The 17,714-nt window shown below is 74.9% G+C and carries 14 protein-coding genes and 1 pseudogene; 14 read left to right on the top strand and 1 reads right to left on the bottom strand.

What is annotated here, in order from left to right; genetic code table 11:
* Nucleotides 1-432: 432 nt before the first annotated feature.
* From ssd to ACFVQZ_RS22060, 7 genes and pseudogenes are all read left to right on the top strand, one after another.
* A complete protein-coding gene (gene ssd, locus ACFVQZ_RS22090; RefSeq protein ID WP_051788007.1) occupies nucleotides 433-1,566 on the top strand; it encodes a septum site-determining protein Ssd in 1,134 nt (377 codons plus the stop codon).
* Nucleotides 1,563-2,783: a TadA family conjugal transfer-associated ATPase gene (locus ACFVQZ_RS22085; protein WP_321192982.1), complete on the top strand. Its 1,221-nt coding sequence runs from the start codon at nucleotides 1,563-1,565 to the stop codon at nucleotides 2,781-2,783. The genes ssd and ACFVQZ_RS22085 overlap by 4 nt, the downstream gene beginning before the upstream one ends.
* Nucleotides 2,780-3,649, top strand: coding sequence for a type II secretion system F family protein (locus ACFVQZ_RS22080; protein WP_383625120.1), 870 nt, complete (start codon nucleotides 2,780-2,782; stop codon nucleotides 3,647-3,649). Before ACFVQZ_RS22085 ends, ACFVQZ_RS22080 begins: the two co-directional genes overlap by 4 nt.
* Nucleotides 3,639-4,457: a type II secretion system F family protein gene (locus ACFVQZ_RS22075; RefSeq protein ID WP_383625117.1), complete on the top strand. Its 819-nt coding sequence runs from the start codon at nucleotides 3,639-3,641 to the stop codon at nucleotides 4,455-4,457. The genes ACFVQZ_RS22080 and ACFVQZ_RS22075 overlap by 11 nt, the downstream gene beginning before the upstream one ends.
* Before the next feature lie 54 nt (nucleotides 4,458-4,511).
* Nucleotides 4,512-4,736 carry a DUF4244 domain-containing protein gene (locus tag ACFVQZ_RS22070; RefSeq protein WP_030495821.1) on the top strand — a complete coding sequence of 75 codons (225 nt, stop codon included), beginning with the start codon at nucleotides 4,512-4,514 and terminating at the stop codon, nucleotides 4,734-4,736.
* A complete protein-coding gene (locus ACFVQZ_RS22065; RefSeq protein WP_383625112.1) occupies nucleotides 4,723-5,115 on the top strand; it encodes a TadE family type IV pilus minor pilin in 393 nt (130 codons plus the stop codon). The genes ACFVQZ_RS22070 and ACFVQZ_RS22065 overlap by 14 nt, the downstream gene beginning before the upstream one ends.
* Nucleotides 5,001-5,438 (top strand): annotated as a pseudogene (locus ACFVQZ_RS22060) (Rv3654c family TadE-like protein); the annotation flags it as partial. The gene ACFVQZ_RS22065 and the pseudogene ACFVQZ_RS22060, both read left to right, overlap by 115 nt.
* A 40-nt stretch (nucleotides 5,439-5,478) precedes the next feature.
* On the opposite strand, the gene ACFVQZ_RS22055 reads toward ACFVQZ_RS22060, so the two are convergent.
* The gene (locus ACFVQZ_RS22055; protein ID WP_383625109.1) at nucleotides 5,479-8,028 is read right to left on the bottom strand and encodes a DEAD/DEAH box helicase; all 2,550 of its coding nucleotides are present in this window, start codon (nucleotides 8,026-8,028) and stop codon (nucleotides 5,479-5,481) included.
* Nucleotides 8,029-8,136: 108 nt separating this feature from the next.
* On the opposite strand from ACFVQZ_RS22055, the gene ACFVQZ_RS22050 reads away from it, so the two are divergent.
* The 7 genes from ACFVQZ_RS22050 to topA all read left to right on the top strand — a co-directional run bounded on the left by ACFVQZ_RS22050 (nucleotide 8,137) and on the right by topA (nucleotide 17,566).
* A complete protein-coding gene (locus ACFVQZ_RS22050) occupies nucleotides 8,137-8,490 on the top strand; it encodes an STAS domain-containing protein (protein WP_030495824.1) in 354 nt (117 codons plus the stop codon).
* Nucleotides 8,491-8,493: 3 nt separating this feature from the next.
* Nucleotides 8,494-8,955 (top strand): ATP-binding protein, encoded by a 462-nt coding sequence (locus ACFVQZ_RS22045; protein ID WP_030495825.1) that lies wholly within the window; start codon nucleotides 8,494-8,496, stop codon nucleotides 8,953-8,955.
* Nucleotides 8,956-9,244: 289 nt separating this feature from the next.
* Nucleotides 9,245-11,578 carry a sodium-translocating pyrophosphatase gene (locus ACFVQZ_RS22040; RefSeq protein ID WP_030495826.1) on the top strand — a complete coding sequence of 778 codons (2,334 nt, stop codon included), beginning with the start codon at nucleotides 9,245-9,247 and terminating at the stop codon, nucleotides 11,576-11,578.
* Between the two features lie 162 nt (nucleotides 11,579-11,740).
* Nucleotides 11,741-12,400 (top strand): hypothetical protein, encoded by a 660-nt coding sequence (locus ACFVQZ_RS22035; protein WP_030495827.1) that lies wholly within the window; start codon nucleotides 11,741-11,743, stop codon nucleotides 12,398-12,400.
* Between the two features lie 174 nt (nucleotides 12,401-12,574).
* Nucleotides 12,575-14,137: a methyltransferase gene (locus tag ACFVQZ_RS22030; RefSeq protein WP_383625103.1), complete on the top strand. Its 1,563-nt coding sequence runs from the start codon at nucleotides 12,575-12,577 to the stop codon at nucleotides 14,135-14,137.
* Nucleotides 14,138-14,287: 150 nt separating this feature from the next.
* Nucleotides 14,288-14,485, top strand: a complete 198-nt coding sequence (locus ACFVQZ_RS22025) for a hypothetical protein (RefSeq protein ID WP_030495829.1) — start codon at nucleotides 14,288-14,290, stop codon at nucleotides 14,483-14,485.
* A 249-nt stretch (nucleotides 14,486-14,734) separates the two neighbouring features.
* On the top strand, nucleotides 14,735-17,566 hold the full coding sequence (topA, locus tag ACFVQZ_RS22020) for a type I DNA topoisomerase (protein ID WP_383625100.1): 2,832 nt from the start codon (nucleotides 14,735-14,737) through the stop codon (nucleotides 17,564-17,566).
* Nucleotides 17,567-17,714: the final 148 nt, after the last annotated feature.

Raw genomic sequence — 17,714 nt, 5'->3', positions numbered from 1 at the left:
GCGTGGGTTTGCCTGAGAAGGCTCTCGGGTACACCATGGAAGTCACGGATCGTTCGCGACCGTGCTAACCCGGACCGGCTCCTCCCCCCCCGAGTCGGCCGGAGAGACGACCCCCGCTCTCCCCCCCGGCGGGGGTCGTCGCATGTCCGGACCCGTTTTTCCGCGCTGAGCCATCGCTCGCTCCTCTCTCTCGTGTCGTCGTGCGGCCGGCCGCCCCCGGACCGCCGAGCACTTCGCTTGTCACTCACCGTAACCGGCGGATCGCGTTCCGGGCAGTCCTCGGACGGGTGGTCGAGTTATTCACAGGCGGTGGTTTGTCCACAGTTTTTGGTGGGCCTCCGCACGATTTCCCCGGCGGCCTCACCGTGATTCCCGTCGCGAAGTTCGCGGCCGACCGGAATCACGAGAGGGGTGTGCGCGATGCAGGAGCCGATGGTTTCCCGCACGGGCGGAGCCGAACACGACGGCGGGGCGCGCGAGGGCGCGGCGCGGGACGGGGAAGGACTGCGCGGGCCCGGCCCGCTGATCGTCACCGAGGACGTCGTCCTCCTCGACGATCTGCTGCGGCTGTGCGCCGCGGCCGGCGTCGAGCCCGACGTGCACCACCGGGTGCCCGAGCGGCGGGCGAGCTGGAGCGACCCGCCGCTCGTCCTGGTCGGGGAGGACGTGGCGGCCCGCTGCCGGGGCGCCACACGGCGGCCCGGCGTCGTCCTCGTCGGGCGGGCCCAGGACGATCCGGCGGTGTGGCGGCTCGCCGTCGAGATCGGCGCCGACAGCGTCCTGCGGCTGCCGGGCGCGGAGGCGCTGCTCGTCGACCGGATCGCCGACGCCGCCGAGGGCGTCGGCCGGACGGCGCTGACCGTCGGCGTCGTCGGCGGGCGGGGCGGAGCCGGTGCCTCCACCCTCGCCTGCGGGCTCGCGCTCGCCGCCGCCCGCACCGGCCGGCGGACCCTGCTCGTCGACGGCGACCCGCTCGGCGGAGGGCTCGACGTGCTGCTCGGCGCGGAACGGGAGGAGGGGCGCCGGTGGGGCGACTTCGCGGCATCGAAGGGGCGGCTCGCGGGCGGCGCCCTGGACGAGTCGCTGCCCGCCGCCCGGGGCGTGCGGGTGCTCAGCTGGGGCCGGGAGCCCACCGCCGCCGTGCCGCCCGACGCGGTCCGGTCCGTGCTCGCGGCGGCCCGCCGCCGCGGCGGGGTCGTCGTGGCCGACCTGCCGCGCGCCGTCGACGAGGCCGGAGCCGAGGTGCTGGCCCAGCTCGACCTCGGCCTCCTCGTCGTCCCCGGCGAGCTGCGGGCGGTCGCCGCGGCCCACCGGATCACCGACACCCTCTCCCTGCTCGTGCGCGATCTCCGCGCCGTGGTCCGGGGGCCGTACGCGGCGGGCCTCGACGAGCGCTGGGTCGCCGACGCGCTGCGGCTGCCGCTCGCCGGCGAACTCCCCTACGACCCCGGCATCGTCGCGGACCAGGACGCCGGCGCCCCGCCGGGCGCCGAGCCCCGCGGACCGCTCGGCCGCTTCTGCGCCGCGTTCTGGGAGCGCGCGCTGCCCGCCGGGGGTGCGGCATGACGGGGACGGGCGCGCTGGAGACGGGGACGGCGGCCGCCCCGCACGGTGCCGGGCCGGTCGCGCGGGCGGGCGGCACCGGGCTGCTCGACGCCGTGCGACAGCGGCTCGCGGCCAGCGGCGCCGAACCGACCCCGGCCCGGGTCGCGGCGGCCCTGCGGGCCCAGGGCCGGCTGCTGGGGGACGCCGAGGTGCTGGGCGCCGCCGAGGAGCTGCGCTCCGAACTGACCGGCGCGGGACCGCTGGAGCCCCTGCTGGCCGACCCCGACGTCACCGACGTGCTCGTCTCGGCACCCGACCGGGTGTGGGTCGACCGGGGTGCCGGCCTGGAGCGGGCGCCGGTCGTGTTCGCCGACGCCGCGGCCGTACGCAGGCTCGCCCAGCGGCTGGCGGCGGTCGCCGGGCGCCGTCTCGACGACGCCCGGCCCTGGGTGGACGCGCGGCTGCCCGACGGGACCCGCATGCACGCCGTCCTCCCGCCCGTCGCCGTCGGTTCCACCTGCCTGTCGCTGCGCGTGATGCGCCCCCGTGCCTTCACCCTGGAGGAGCTGACCGCGGCCGGGACCGTGCCGCCCGGCGGCGACCGGGTGCTGCGCGCCCTGATCGACGCCCGGGTGTCGTACCTGGTGAGCGGGGGCACCGGCACCGGCAAGACGACGCTCCTCGCGGCCCTGCTCGGCCTGGTCGGTGAGCGGGAGCGGATCGTCCTCGCCGAGGACTCCGCCGAGCTGCGCCCGGACCATCCGCACGTGGTGCGCCTGGAGGCCAGGCCGCCGAACCAGGAGGGCGCCGGGCTCGTCACCCTGCGGGACCTGGTCCGCCAGGCCCTGCGGATGCGGCCCGACCGGCTGGTGGTCGGCGAGGTGCGCGGCGGCGAGGCCGTCGATCTGCTGGCGGCCCTCAACACCGGCCACGAGGGCGGCTCGGGGACGCTGCACGCCAACACGGCGACCGACGTGCCCGCCCGGCTGGAGGCGCTCGGCACGGCCGCCGGACTCGACCGGGCCGCCCTGCACAGCCAGTTGGGCGCCGGACTGTCCGCCGTGCTGCACCTCGTCCGGGACCGGGACGGGCGGCGCCGGATCGCCGAGATCCATGTACTCGAGCGGGACCGGGCCGGTCTGGTGCGGACGGTGCCCGCGCTCCGGTGGGGCGCGGACGGCTTCCGGCACGAGCGGGGCTGGCCCCGGCTGCGCGCGCTGGTCGGAGGTGTCGCGTGACGGCCGCGTGGGGCTCCGTGCTGTGTGCGGTGGCGGGCGGTCTGCTCGCCGTGCGGCAGGCCGCCTGGCGGCGGCGGGGCGTGCGGCGGGCCGGGGCCCTGCTCCTCGGGCCAGGCGGGGCGTACGCGGGCCGGGGGAGGGCGCGGCGGGCGGTGGCGCGGTGGTGGGCGGCGGCCCGGGGACGGCCCGAATGGCTGTGCCTGCCGGCGGCGGGTCTCGTCGCGCTGCTGGGGGAGTCGCCGCTGCCGCTGGCGGCGGGGGCGGTGGCCGTTCCGCTGGTGCGGCGCAGGCTGCGGGCCGCCCGCCGGCGCGAGGAGAGGGAGGCGCTGGCCGGACGGGTGGTGGCGCTGTGCGAGGCCGCCGGCGGCGAGCTGAGGGCCGGCCGGCAGCCGGGGCCCGCCCTCGCCTACGCGGCCCGCCGCTCCGGCGCCCTCGGCCCGGAGGAGGCACGGGTGCTGGCCGCGGTCGGCTTCGGCGGCGACGTGCCGGAGGCCCTGCGGGCGGCGGCTCGCAGGGAGGGGGCCGAGGGGCTCGCGGGTCTGGCGGCCTGCTGGCAGGTGGCCGTCGACAGCGGGGCCGGCCTCGCCGCCGGGCTCGACCGGCTGGAGGCGGCCCTCCGCGAACGGCACGAGCGGCGCGAAGGGCTGCGGGCCGAACTGGCCGGAGCCTGGGCGACGGTGGCCGTGCTCGCCGCCCTCCCGCTGGCCGGTCTCGGCATGGGAGCGGCCCTCGGCGCCGAACCGCTGCGGATCCTGCTCCACACCCCCGCCGGGGCGATCTGCCTCCTCCTGGGCTGCGCACTGGAGGCCGCAGGTCTGTGGTGGGCCGGCCGGATCGTACGGGGAGGGGGCGGCGATGAGGAGTGAACTGACGGACCTCGCACCGCTGTTGCTGCTCGGTTGCTGGCTGGCCGTCCGGCTGTGGTTCCGGCTGGAGCGGGTACGGCGGGCGCGGGGCACCCGGCGGCGGCTCGACGGCCTGACGCCGGCCGGGCGGGACGGGCGGTTCGGGAGAGCGTCCGCCGCGCGGCGGGTGACCCGGGCCTGGGCGCGCCTGGCGGGCGCGGTGCGGGAGGTGCCGGGGCCGGTGCGGGCCGCGGTCACCGGAGGCGTGCTCGGCTCGGGGCTGTTTCTCGGATGGCCGGCGGCGCTCGCGGCGGGCGCGGGCGGAGTGCTCGGTGCCCGGTGGTGGATGCGGCGGACCGCGGCCTCCCGGGTGCCGCCCGGGGAACGGGAGGCGGTACGGCGGCTGCCCGAGGCGGCGGACCTGCTGGCCGCCTGCGCCTCGGCCGGTGCCGGTCCGGCGGAGGCGGCGGAGGCCGTGGGCCGGTCGATGGGCGGGCCGCTCGGTGAACGGCTGCTGCGGACCGCCGCCGAACTGCGGCTCGGCGGCGATCCGGCCGAGGTGTGGGGGAGGTTCGGCGCGATACCGGGCGCCGAGGGCCTCGCCCGCTGCATGGAGCGGGCCGGCGCCTCCGGGGCGCCCGCCGCGGACGCGGTCGCCCGGCACGCGGCCGGGCTGCGGGCGGCGAGCGCCCGCACCGCCGCCGCGCGGGCCCGCAGGGCCCAGGTGCTGATCAGCGCACCCGTGGGGCTGTGCTTCCTGCCCGCGTTCCTCGCGGTCGGGGTGGCCCCCGTGGTGATCGGCCTGGCCTCGGGCCTGCTCGGCGGCTGACGGACGACACACGAACGAACCAACGGAACGAGCGGAATGAAGGGGAGCGATGTCATGGGAAAGACGACGTACGAGCGGGCGCGGAAGGCGCTGGGGGCGTTCTGGGCCACCCGGCGGGCGGCACTGCGGACCGACAGCGGGATGAGCACCGTCGAGTACGCGCTGGGGCTGCTCACGGCCGCCGGTGTGGCGGTGATGTTCTACAAGGTCATGACCGGCGGCAGTGTCGCGGGCGCCCTGGAGTCGATGGTCACGAAGGCGCTCGATGCGCCGTTCTGACCGGTCCGGGGCCGGGGCGCGGCGGGCCCGGGACCGGGGGTCGGTGACCGTGGAGGCGGCGATCGTGCTGCCGGCGCTCGCGCTCTTCGCGATGGCGCTGCTGTGGGCGCTGGCCGCGTCCGCCGCGCAGATCCGGTGCGTGGACGCGGCGAGGGCCGGGGCGCGGGCGGCGGCCCGTTCGGAGCCGGTGGCGGCTGTGACCGCCGCCGCCCGGGCCGCCGCGCCGGAAGGTGCCCGGGTGGCGGTGGCGCGTGAGGGGGATCTGTGGCGGGTGACGGTGGAGGCGGCGGCGCCCGGTCCCGGTGGTCTGGGCATGACCCTGCGGGCCGGGGCGGCGGCGCTCGCCGAGGACACGGTGGGAGGAGGTGGAGCGGCGTGAGCCGGGGACGCGGAGGGGGACGCGGAGAGGGGGTGCGGGGCGCGGCGGCCGGCGGGAGGCGCCGGGACGGGGACCGGGGGGCCGCGACCGTCTGGACGGCCTTCGCCGTCTGCGCGCTGTGCGTGGTCTTCGGGGCCGTGCTGGCGCTCGGGCAGGCGGTGGCCGTCCGGCACCGGGCGGGCGGCGCCGCCGATCTCGCCGCCCTCGCCGCCGCCGACCGGGTGCTGTGGGGCGAGCAGGTGGCGTGCGCGGCGGCCGGACGGGTCGCCGCCGCGCAGGGGGCCGAGCTGGTCGAGTGCGGGCTGGCCGGCGCGGAGGCGGAGGTGACGACGCGGGTCGTCCGGGGCCTCTGGGCCCCCGCGGTCAGGGCCCGTGCGGGTCCCGCCGCGCCGGCGCCGCACCCTCCGGCGCCACAGCCCCCGGAGGCACATCCGCCGACGCCTCAGCCCCAGGTGCCTCACCCTCCGGTGCCCCACCCCCCGGCGCCCCAACCTCCGGTGCCTCGCGGAGGAGTTCGGTGAGGAGGCGGACGGCGCCGCGTTTGTGGAGGGGGTCGTTGCCGTTGCCGCACTTGGGGGACTGGATGCAGGACGGGCAGCCCGCCTCGCACTCGCAGGAGGCGATCGCCTCGCGGGTGGCGGCGAGCCAGGCCCGGGCGGTGTGGAAGGCGCGCTCGGCGAACCCGGCGCCGCCCGGGTGCCCGTCGTACACGAAGACCGTCGGCAGCAGGGTGTCCGGGTGGAGCGGGACGGAGACGCCGCCGATGTCCCAGCGGTCGCAGGTGGCGAAGAGCGGCAGCATGCCGATGGAGGCGTGCTCGGCGGCGTGCAGGGCGCCGCCGAGGATCTCCGGGGTGATCCGGGCGGCGTCGAGCTGGTCCTCGGTGACCGTCCACCACACGGCCCGGGTGCGCAGGGTGCGGGGCGGCAGGTCGAGCTTGGTCTCGCCCAGCACCTCGCCCGTGATCAGCCGGCGGCGCAGGAAGGAGACGACCTGGTTGGTGACCTCGACGGAGCCGTAGCAGAGGCGGCCCGCGCCCCAGGGGATCTCGGTGTCGGTCTCCAGGACGCGGATGGAGGTGGTGTCGCGGGCGGTGGTCGAGTACGGCGGGACGGCCTCCTCGACGAGGGCCACGGAGTCCTCCAGGTCCAGCTTCCTCACCAGGTAGGTGCGGCCCTGGTGGAGGTGGACGGCGCCTTCGTGGACGGCGGTGTGGGAGGCGGCCTCGTCGACCGTGCCGAGGAGCCGGCCGGTGCCCTCCTCGACGATCCGGACGGGGTTGCCGCCGCCGCCCCGGATGTCGGCGAGGTCGGCGGCCCGCTCGCGGCGGGTCCAGTACCAGCCGCCGCTGCGGCGGCGCAGCAGCCCGGCCGCCTCCAGCTGGGGCATGAGGCCGGGGGCGGCGGGGCCGAAGAGGGCCAGGTCGGCCTCGGTGAGGGGGAGTTCGGACGCAGCGGCGCAGAGATGGGGGGCGAGGACGTACGGGTTGTCGGGGTCCAGGACGGTCGACTCGACCGGCTGGTCGAAGATCGCCTCGGGGTGGTGGACGAGGAAGGTGTCCAGCGGGTCGTCGCGGGCGACCATGACGGCGAGGGCGCCCTCGCCGGAGCGGCCCGCCCGGCCGGCCTGCTGCCACAGCGAGGCCCGGGTGCCGGGGTAGCCGGCGATGAGGACCGCGTCGAGACCGGAGACGTCCACGCCCAGCTCCAGGGCCGTGGTGGCGGCGAGGCCCAGGAGTTCCCCGGAGTGCAGGGCCCGCTCCAGGGCGCGGCGCTCCTCGGGCAGGTAGCCGCCGCGGTAGGCGGCGACCCGGCGGGCGAGGGCCCGGTCGGTCTCGGCGAGCCGTTCCTGGGCGATCACCGAGATCAGTTCGGCGCCGCGCCGGGAGCGGACGAAGGCGACCGAGCGGACGCCCTGCCGGGTGAGGTCGGTGAGCAGGTCGGCGGTCTCGGCGGTGGCGGTGCGGCGGACCGGCGCGCCGCGCTCGCCGTGCAGGTCGGTGAGGGGCGGTTCCCACAGGGCGAAGACCAGTTCGCCGCGCGGGGAGGCGTCGTCGGAGACCTCGGTGACGGGCAGGCCGGTGAGGCGGCCGGCGGCGCGGGCCGGGTCGGCGGAGGTGGCGGAGGCGAGGAGGAAGACCGGATCGGAGCCGTACCGGGCGCACACCCGGCGCAGCCGGCGCAGGACCTGGGCGACGTGGGAGCCGAAGACGCCGCGGTAGGTGTGGCACTCGTCGATGACGACGTAGCGGAGGGAGCGCAGGAAGGAGGACCAGCGGGGGTGGGAGGGGAGTATGCCCCGGTGCAGCATGTCCGGGTTGGTGAGGACGTAGTTCGCGTACTGGCGGACCCACTCGCGTTCCTCGACCGGGGTGTCGCCGTCGTAGACGGCGGGGCGGATCCGGGTGCCGAGCGGGGCGGCGAGTTCGCGGACGGCCCGGCGCTGGTCGGCGGCGAGGGCCTTGGTGGGGGCGAGGTAGAGGGCGGTCGCGCCGCGCCCGTTCGGGGCCTCCGCGCCGTCGAGGAGGGTGGAGAGGACGGGGGCGAGGTAGGCGAGCGACTTGCCCGAGGCGGTGCCCGTGGCGATCACCACCGACTCGCCGTCGAGGGCGTGCTCGGCGGCCTCGGCCTGGTGGGCCCAGGGGTGCTCGATCCCGGCGTCCCGGACGGCGGCGATCACCTCGGAGCGGATGCGGTCCGGCCAGACGGCATGACGGCCCGCCCGGGCGGGCATGTGCTCCATATGAGTGATGCGCGCGGCCCGGCTCTCGCCGGAGGTGAGCCGTTCGAGGACCCGGTGCGGGGAGGGGCGGCTGCCCGTGTCCCCGGCGGGTCGAGCGGTGCGCTGATTCTTGGCCATCGGCACCGAGTGTGTCACCGGCGTGACGGACAATGCTTCCAAGGCGTCGTGCATGGCTGCTGGTAAGTGATTGAATGCCATCGCGGCTGGCGATTCGTTCTCCGACTCCCGTCCGGGAGATCCGAGGGGTCGAACGCCCGATAGCAAGGTGCTGGAGGATCCGTGGACCTGTCCCTGTCGACTCGCACTGTGCCCGGAGCTGGCGGCGACCGTACGGTCGTCCAGGTCGGTGGCGAGATTGATGTTTATACCGCGCCCAAGCTGCGCGAGCAGTTGGTCGAGTTGGTGAACGACGGCAGTTACCACCTGGTCGTCGACATGGAGGGAGTGGACTTCCTCGACTCCACCGGCCTCGGCGTGCTCGTGGGCGGCCTGAAGCGGGTGCGCGCGCACGAGGGCTCGCTGCGCCTGGTCTGCAACCAGGAGCGCATTCTCAAGATCTTCCGGATCACGGGCCTCACCAAGGTCTTCCCGATCCACACCTCGGTCGACGAGGCCGTCAACGCGGTCGACTGACCCATGGCCACCGTTGAACTCCGCTTCAGCGCCCAGCCCGAGCACGTCCGTACCGCCCGCCTGGTGGCGGCGGCGGTCGCCCGCCGGGCCGGGGTGGACGAGGCGGTTCTCGACGAGGTGCGGCTCGCCGTCGGCGAGGCGTGTTCCCGTGCCGTCGGGCTGCACCGCGGCAGCGGTCTCACCACGCCCATCCGGGTCGTGCTGACCGAGGAGGAGAAGACGTTCTCCATCGAGGTCGGTGACGAGGTGCCCGGTGCGCGGGCGGCGGGGGTGCCCGGCGCGCGCGCCGAGTCCCCGGCGGAGGCCGCCGAGGACTCCGAGGGCGGCGGTGAGGACGAGATGGGGCTCGCGGTGATCCGCGGGCTCGTCGACGACGTCGAGGTGACCGCCGGCGAGGACGGCGGCACCATCCGCATGACCTGGCCCACCACCCCGGCGGAGGCGGACGCGGACGTCCTGTCCTGACCGCGCCCCCGGAGACGTCCCGCGAGGACGTACCGCGGAGACGTACCGAAGAGACACACGCGAAGAGGCCCCGCCCTGACGGCGGGGCCTCTTCGCTTGTGTCCAGGACTGCGGGGCGGACGGAGACGACGGCAGGGCCTCAGTCGCGCGGCGGGGCGCGTGCTCGGCGCGTGCTGGGGGCGTGCTCGGGGCGGGGTCGGGCTGTGCTCGCGGGCAATCGATGGATTCCTGCGGGGTGCCGCCGCCGGACGGCGGTTCGTGGTGGTTCGGGTGCTTATGATCCGTGCCCATGTATCCGGAAACGGAAGTGGTCCAGGACCCCGCCGCCCTCGCCGCCGCGGTGCTCACCAGCGGGAACCGGACGATCGTCGCCGTCGTCGCCGGTGTCGCCCTCGCCGCGCTGGTCACCGCCCGGCTCTTCAGCCGCCAGGTGCTCAAGGCCGACGAGGGCACCCCGGTCATGCGGCGGATCGCCGCCGCCGTGCAGGAGGGCGCCAACGCCTACCTCGCCCGCCAGCTGCGTACCATCGGCCTCTTCGCCGTCGTCGTCTTCCTCCTCCTCTTCGCGCTGCCCGCCGACTCGTGGTCGCAGCGGGCCGGGCGGTCGCTGTTCTTCCTGGTCGGGGCGCTGTTCTCGGCGGTCACCGGGTACGTCGGGATGCGGCTGGCCGTGCGGGCCAACGTCCGGGTCGCGGCGGCGGCGCGGGAGGCCGCCCCCTCGCCCGGCGAGCCCGGGCGGGAGCCCGCGGAGGCCGCGCGCCGGGCGATGCGGATCGCGTTCCGTACCGGTGGCGTCGTCGGCATGTGCACGGTCGGGCTCGGACTGCTCGGCGCCGCCTGCGTCGTCCTCGTCTACGCCGCCGACGCGCCCAAGGTGCTGGAGGGCTTCGGCCTCGGCGCCGCCCTCATCGCCATGTTCATGCGGGTCGGCGGAGGCATCTTCACCAAGGCCGCCGACGTCGGCGCCGACCTGGTCGGCAAGGTCGAACAGGGCATCCCCGAGGACGACCCGCGCAACGCCGCCACCATCGCCGACAACGTGGGCGACAACGTCGGCGACTGCGCGGGAATGGCCGCCGACCTCTTCGAGTCGTACGCCGTCACCCTGGTCGCCGCCCTCATCCTCGGCAAGGCGGCCTTCGGCGACCACGGCCTGGTCTTCCCGCTGATCGTGCCCGCGATCGGGGTCCTCACCGCCGTCATCGGCATCCTCTCCGTCTCCCCCCGGCACTCCGACGGCGGCGGGATGCGCGCCGTCGACCGCGGCTTCTTCGTCTCCGCGGTCGTCTCCCTCGTGCTCGTCGCGGTCGCCGCCTTCGTCTACCTGCCGTCGTCCTACGCGGACCTGGCCGGCGTCACCGAGCCCGGACTGGCCGGGCATGACGGCGACCCGCGGGTCCTCGCGCTTGCCGCCGTCGCCATCGGGATCCTGCTCGCCGCACTCATCCAGCGGCTCACCGGCTACTTCACCGAGACCAACCGCCGGCCCGTCCAGGACATCGGCAGGTCCGCGCTGACCGGCCCCGCGACCGTTGTCCTCGCCGGCGTCGCCATCGGCCTGGAGTCCGCCGTGTACGCGGCGCTGCTGATCGCCCTCTCCGTCTACGGGGCCTTCCTGCTCGGCGGCGCCTCCGTGATGCTGGCGCTGTTCGCGGTCGCGCTCGCCGGGACGGGACTGCTCACCACCGTCGGCGTGATCGTCGCCATGGACACCTTCGGGCCGGTCGCCGACAACGCGCAGGGCATCGCGGAGATGTCCGGCGAGGTCCAGGGCGCCGGCGCGCAGGTCCTCACCGAGCTCGACGCGGTCGGCAACACCACCAAGGCGATCACCAAGGGCATCGCCATCGCGACCGCCGTCCTCGCCGCCGCCGCGCTCTTCGGCTCCTACCGCGACGCCATCGCCACCTCGGTCGCGGAGGTCGGCGCGAAGGCCGGCGAGATGACCCTCTCCCTGGACATCTCCCAGCCCAACAACCTCGTCGGGCTGATCCTCGGCGCCTCCGTCGTCTTCCTCTTCTCCGGACTGGCCGTCAACGCGGTGTCCCGGTCGGCAGGTTCGGTGGTGTACGAGGTGCGGCGGCAGTTCCGCGAGCACCCCGGGATCATGAACGGCAGCGAACTCCCCGAGTACGGACGGGTCGTCGACATCTGCACCAAGGACGCGCTGCGCGAGCTCGCCACGCCCGGGCTGCTCGCGGTCACCGCGCCGATCGCCGTCGGCTTCGCGCTCGGCGTCGGACCGCTCGGCGCGTACCTCGCCGGGGCGATCGGCACCGGGGCGCTGATGGCCGTCTTCCTCGCGAACTCCGGCGGCGCCTGGGACAACGCGAAGAAGCTGGTCGAGGACGGGCACCACGGCGGCAAGGGCAGCCCCGCGCACGAGGCGACGGTGATCGGCGACACGGTGGGCGACCCGTTCAAGGACACCGCGGGGCCGGCGATCAACCCGCTCCTGAAGGTGATGAACCTGGTGGCGCTGCTGATCGCCCCGGCGGTGGTGAAGTTCGGCTACGGCGAGGACGCGAACGCGTGGGTGCGGGCCGGGATCGCCGTCCTCGCGCTGCTCGTGGTGGCGGTCGCCGTCCGTGCCTCCAAACGGCGCGCGGTGACCGTCGCCTGACGTGGCGTCCGTCTCATTCCGCGGGCGCGCCAGGTGCCCGGAAGCCCGGCGCCGCTTGGTTCAAACGGATTCAACACGGGAGGAATCCGTCGTACGAAAGGTGGAAGTCGTCCGCGCGGCGTGTATGTTCCGGGGCCGAGAGTCTTGGAAGGGACCGATCCGGTGAACAAGAAGCTTGCGGCCGCGCTGTCCGGCGGTGCGGTACTGGTGCTCGTGCTGTCCGGTTGCAGCGAGGACGAGGGCGACAAGGCCAACGACTGGGCCAAGTCGTTCTGCGACCAGGCGAAGCCGCAGATCCAGAAGCGGGCCGACGCCCACCAGATCATCATCTCGACGGCGGCGGACAGCCGTCCGGCGGAGATCCAGGCCGCGGACTCCAAGGCGTTCAAGGACATCGCCGACGCCGACCGGGCGCTCGCCAAGGCCGTGGAGAGCGCGGGCGTCCCGCCGATCGCGAACGGCGAGCAGGTCCAGAAGGACGTCGTCAAGGAACTCAACGCGACCGCCCTCGCCTACGACGGGCTGAAGAAGCAGGTCGACGCGCTGGACCCGACGAACCAGCAGAAGTTCGCCGAGGGCCTGAAGGACGTCGCCGACGGCCTCACCAAGATCGAGAAGATGGACCAGAACGCGCTGGCCAGCCTGGAGAACGGCGAACTGGGCCAGGCCATGGCCAAGCAGCCGGGCTGCCAGAAGCCGACGCCGTCGGTGCCGAGGACGCCGTCCGGCTCGGCCTCCGCCTCCCCGAAGGCGGGCGCCACGGCGTCGGCCGCCGCCTCGGCCGCGCCGAAGCCCACGTCCTCCGGCTCCCCGGAGTCGTAAGCCCTTCGCCGGCCACCAGGCGCCCCGACGGTCGGCCCGGTCCTCGGGCGCTGGCCACGCCCAGGGCCGGCCCCGTCCTCCGCGCCGCCGACGACCGGGCGTCCCCACGGCCGGCCCGGTCTTCCCGGTGCCGGCCGTCGTGCTGCCGGGACCGGGAGCACGGCGGGGGTCACAATGGGGGGCGTGAGTACGACCAGTCTGACCACCAGCCTTCCGGTGCCCGCGCACGCCGACCGACTGCGGGAGGCCCTGCTCGCCGCGGACTTCACCGCCGACGGGCTGCTCGACCTGCTCGGCGCCCCCGCCTACGCGGCGCTCGCGCGCAGCGAGACCGTGCCCGCCCTCCGGGCCACCCGCGGCGACTCCCCGCTGGAGGCCCTCGTCCGGCTCTTCCTGCTGCAGCGGCCCGTCGAGACCGCGCGGGCCGCCGCCGCGCTGCCGCTGGCCGAGGCCCTGGCCGACGGCTGGGTGGTCGAGGAGGACGGCGCCGTGCGCGCGACCGTCGACGTGCGGCCGTACGGCGGCCCGGACGGCGAGGACTGGTTCATCGTCTCCGACCTGGGCTGCGCCGTCGGCGGCGCCGGCGGCATCGGTTCCAAGGAGAAGGGGGTCGTGCTCGGCGTGGGCGGCGCCTCCACCACGCTCGCCGGCATCACCGTCCGCACCCCGGTCGCCGCCGCGCTCGACCTCGGCACCGGCTCCGGCATCCAGGCCCTGCACGCCGCCCAGCACAGCACCCTGGTCACCGCCACCGACCTCAACCCGCGGGCGCTGGGCTTCACCCGGCTGACGCTCGCCCTGTCCGGGGCGCGGGAGGCCGAGCTGCTGGAGGGCTCGCTGTACGAGCCGGTGGAGGGCGACACGTACGACCTGATCGTCTCCAACCCGCCGTTCGTGATCTCCCCCGGCTCCGGCCTCACCTACCGGGACGGCGGGATGAGCGGCGACGACCTGTGCCGCACCCTCGTCCAGCAGGCCGGGGAGCGGCTGAACGACGGCGGGTACGCCCAGTTCCTCGCCAACTGGCAGCACGTGGACGGCGAGGAGTGGCAGGACCGGCTCCGCTCCTGGGTCCCGCGCGGCTGCGACGCCTGGATCGTCCAGCGCGAGGTGCAGGACGTCACCCAGTACACCGAGCTGTGGCTGCGCGACAGCGGCGACCACCGGGGCGACCCGGAGGCGTACCGGGCGGCGTACGAGCGCTGGATGGACGCCTTCGAGGCGAGCGGCACCCGGTCGATCGGCTTCGGCTGGATCATTCTGCGGCGCGATCCGGCGGTGGCCGCCGGGAAGGCCGAGCCGTCGATCGTGATCGAGGAGTGGCCGCACCCGGTGGAGCAGCCGCTCGGCCCGGCCGTCCGCGCCCACTTCGAGCGCCAGGAGTACCTGCGGACGCACGACGACGCCGCCCTGCTCGCGGACCGCTTCACGCTCGCCCCCGAGGTGGTCCAGGAGCAGGTCGGGCTGCCCGGCGCGGAGGACCCCGAGCACGTCGTCCTCCGGCAGAACCGGGGCATGCGCCGGGCCACCCGGGTCGACCACGTGGGCGCCGGGTTCGCGGGCGTCTGCGACGGCACCCTCAGCGCCGGCCGGATCCTCGACGCGATCGCCCAGCTCATGGGCGAGGACCCGGTGCTGCTGCGGGACCGGACCCCGCAGTCCATCCGCCTCCTCGTCGAAGAGGGGTTCCTCACGCCGGAATCACTGCTTCCGGAGCAGACGGGCGCTCCGGAGTAGTCGGACACTACCGGCCATCCTCGTGAAACCGGACGGCCCGGCCCGCGTCGTTCACCCGGAATTCGCGTCGCTGACGCCGGAGGGTGCCAGCCTCCCCTCGGGAGACACACCACGCGCGGGACGGCGCCGGGACGGGAAGCGGGTACGGGCATGGAGAGCGGGCCGGCGATCTTCGCGGGGACGGCGTTCACGCTGTTCGGAGGCGCTCTGCTGCTGTGGACGTCCGTCCGGGTCCGGCAGGGCGAGCCGGTCGCGCTCGGCGTCGCGCCCCGGGCCGCCGCCGCCCTCGCGGGCCTCTCCGGCGCCCTCTTCCTCGGCCTCGGCCTCTGGTGCTTCGGCCGCCTCTGAGCGCGTCCCGGGACACGCTCCGGGCGCCGCCCTGAGACCCGCCCCACAGGGAACCGCCCCGCCGGTCCGGCAGTCCGGGCGGCAGGAAGGGCAGGAGTCGGGTTACCGTTCGAGTGGCCGTTGCGGGCTTTCCCTGTTTGACACGGGGGCGGGTTGTACCGTCACACTCCGCAGCGACGCCAGCGTCACCGTGGGTGCCGCTGACGTGCGTGCCAGCGCAGACCGCGTCGACCGGAGAGAAGAGCGAAGTTGTCCCCGACCAGCGAGACCGCACACGGCGGCCGCCGACTCGTCATCGTCGAGTCGCCTGCCAAGGCGAAGACGATCAAGGGCTACCTCGGCCCCGGCTATGTCGTCGAGGCGAGCGTCGGGCACATCCGTGACCTCCCCAGCGGCGCCGCCGAGGTGCCGGAGAAGTACACCGGCGAGGTGCGCCGCCTCGGCGTGGACGTCGAGCACGACTTCCAGCCGATCTATGTCGTCAACGCGGACAAGAAGGCGCAGGTCAAGAAGCTCAAGGACCTGCTCGCCGAGTCCGACGAGCTCTTCCTCGCCACCGATGAGGACCGCGAGGGCGAGGCCATCGCGTGGCACCTCCAGGAAGTCCTCAAGCCCAAGGTGCCCGTCCACCGGATGGTCTTCCACGAGATCACCAAGGACGCGATCCAGGCCGCCGTCGCCAACCCCCGCGAGCTGAACAAGCGGATGGTCGACGCCCAGGAGACCCGCCGCATCCTCGACCGCCTCTACGGCTACGAGGTCTCCCCGGTCCTGTGGAAGAAGGTCATGCGCGGCCTCTCCGCCGGCCGCGTGCAGTCCGTCGCCACCCGGCTCGTCGTCGAGCGCGAGCGCGAGCGCATCGCCTTCCGCTCCGCCGAGTACTGGGACCTCACCGGCACCTTCTCCACCGGCCGGGCCGGCGACCCCAGCGACCCCTCGTCGCTCACCGCCCGCCTCGCCGCCGTCGACGGCAAGCGCGTCGCGCAGGGCCGCGACTTCGGCGCCGACGGGCGGCTGAAGAGCGAGACCGTGCTCCACCTCGACGAGGAGCGGGCCCGCGCGCTCGCCGCCTCCCTCGCCGACACCCGCTTCACCGTCCGCTCGGTCGAGTCGAAGCCGTACCGCCGCTCCCCGTACGCGCCCTTCCGCACCACCACCCTCCAGCAGGAGGCCAGCCGCAAGCTCGGCTTCGGCGCGAAGGCGACCATGCAGGTGGCGCAGAAGCTGTACGAGAACGGCTTCATCACCTACATGCGTACGGACTCCACCGTGCTCTCCGACACGGCCGTCGCCGCCGCCCGCACCCAGGTGACGCAGCTGTACGGCGCCGACTACCTGCCGGAGAAGCCGCGCGTCTACGCGGGCAAGGTCAAGAACGCGCAGGAGGCGCACGAGGCGATCCGGCCTTCGGGTGATCGTTTCCGCACCCCGGCCGAGACCGGTCTCACCGGCGACCAGTTCAAGCTGTACGAGCTGATCTGGAAGCGGACCGTCGCCTCCCAGATGAAGGACGCGACCGGCAACTCGGTCACCGTCAAGATCGGCGGCACCTCCGCCGACGGCCGCGACGCCGAGTTCTCGGCCTCCGGCAAGACGATCACCTTCCACGGCTTCATGAAGGCCTACGTCGAGGGCGCCGACGACCCGAACGCGGAGCTCGACGACCGCGAGCGGCGCCTCCCGCAGGTCGCCGAGGGCGACGCGCTCGCCGCCGAGGAGATCACCGCCGACGGCCACGCCACCAAGCCGCCCGCCCGCTACACCGAGGCCACCCTGGTCAAGGAGCTGGAAGAGCGCGAGATCGGCCGCCCGTCGACGTACGCCTCGATCATCGGCACCATCCTCGACCGCGGCTACGTCTTCAAGAAGGGCACGGCCCTCGTGCCGTCCTTCCTCTCCTTCGCCGTCGTCAACCTGCTGGAGAAGCACTTCGGCCGGCTCGTCGACTACGACTTCACCGCGAAGATGGAGGACGACCTCGACCGCATCGCCCGCGGCGAGGCCCAGTCCGTGCCGTGGCTGAAGCGCTTCTACTTCGGCGAGGGCGAGGGGGCGGCCGGCGGCGCCGCCGACGCCGGCAACGGCGACGGCGACCACCTCGGCGGCCTCAAGGAACTCGTCACCGACCTCGGCGCCATCGACGCCCGCGAGATCTCCTCCTTCCCCGTCGGCAACGACATCGTGCTCCGCGTCGGCCGCTACGGCCCGTACGTCGAGCGCGGCGAGAAGGACCAGGAAGGCCACCAGCGCGCCGACGTGCCCGACGACCTCGCGCCCGACGAGCTCACCGTCGAGTACGCCGAGGAACTGCTCGCCAAGCCGAGCGGCGACTTCGAGCTGGGCACCGACCCGGTCACCGGCCACCAGATCGTCGCCAAGGCCGGCCGGTACGGCCCGTACGTCACCGAGGTCCTCCCCGACGACGTCCCGAAGACCGGTAAGAACGCGGTCAAGCCGCGCACCGCCTCCCTCTTCAAGACCATGTCCCTGGACACGGTCACCCTGGAGGAGGCCCTGCAGCTCATGTCGCTGCCGCGGGTCGTCGGCACCGACGCCGAGGGCGTCGAGATCACCGCGCAGAACGGCCGGTACGGCCCGTACCTGAAGAAGGGCACCGACTCGCGGTCGCTGACCAGCGAGGACCAGCTCTTCACCATCACGCTTGACGAGGCGCTGGCGATCTACGCCCAGCCCAAGCAGCGCGGCCGGGCCGCCGCCAAGCCGCCGCTGAAGGAACTCGGCACCGACCCGGTCAGCGAGCGTCCCGTCGTCGTCAAGGACGGCCGCTTCGGCCCGTACGTCACCGACGGCGAGACCAACGCGACCCTGCGCACCGGCGACAGCGTCGAGACGATCACGCCCGAGCGCGGCTACGAGCTGCTGGCCGAGAAGCGCGCCAAGGGACCGGCGAAGAAGACCGCCAAGAAGGCGCCGGCCAAGAAGACCGCCGCCAAGAAGACGGCGGCGAAGAAGACGGCCGCGAAGACGACGACGGCCAAGAAGACGGCGGCGAAGAAGACCACGACGGCCGCCAAGAAGACCACCGCGGCGAAGAAGACCGCGGCGGCCAAGCCGGAGTAGTCCGGCGGGTCCGGCAGGTCCGGCGGGTCCGGCAGGTCCGGCGGGTCCGGCAGGTCCGGCGGGTCCGGCAGGTCCGGCGGGAACAAGGCGACGGGAGGGGCGGGAGCGAGGGCTCCCGCCCCTCCTACGTTTGTTCGGTCGCGGCCCC

Origin of the sequence: Streptomyces sp. NPDC057854 (assembly GCF_042797055.1) — a bacterium.
In the GTDB taxonomy this organism is placed as follows: Bacteria; Actinomycetota; Actinomycetes; order Streptomycetales; family Streptomycetaceae; genus Streptomyces.
The sequence above is the reverse complement of the archived record's forward strand: the minus strand, read 5'-3'. Positions and strand labels throughout refer to the sequence as shown.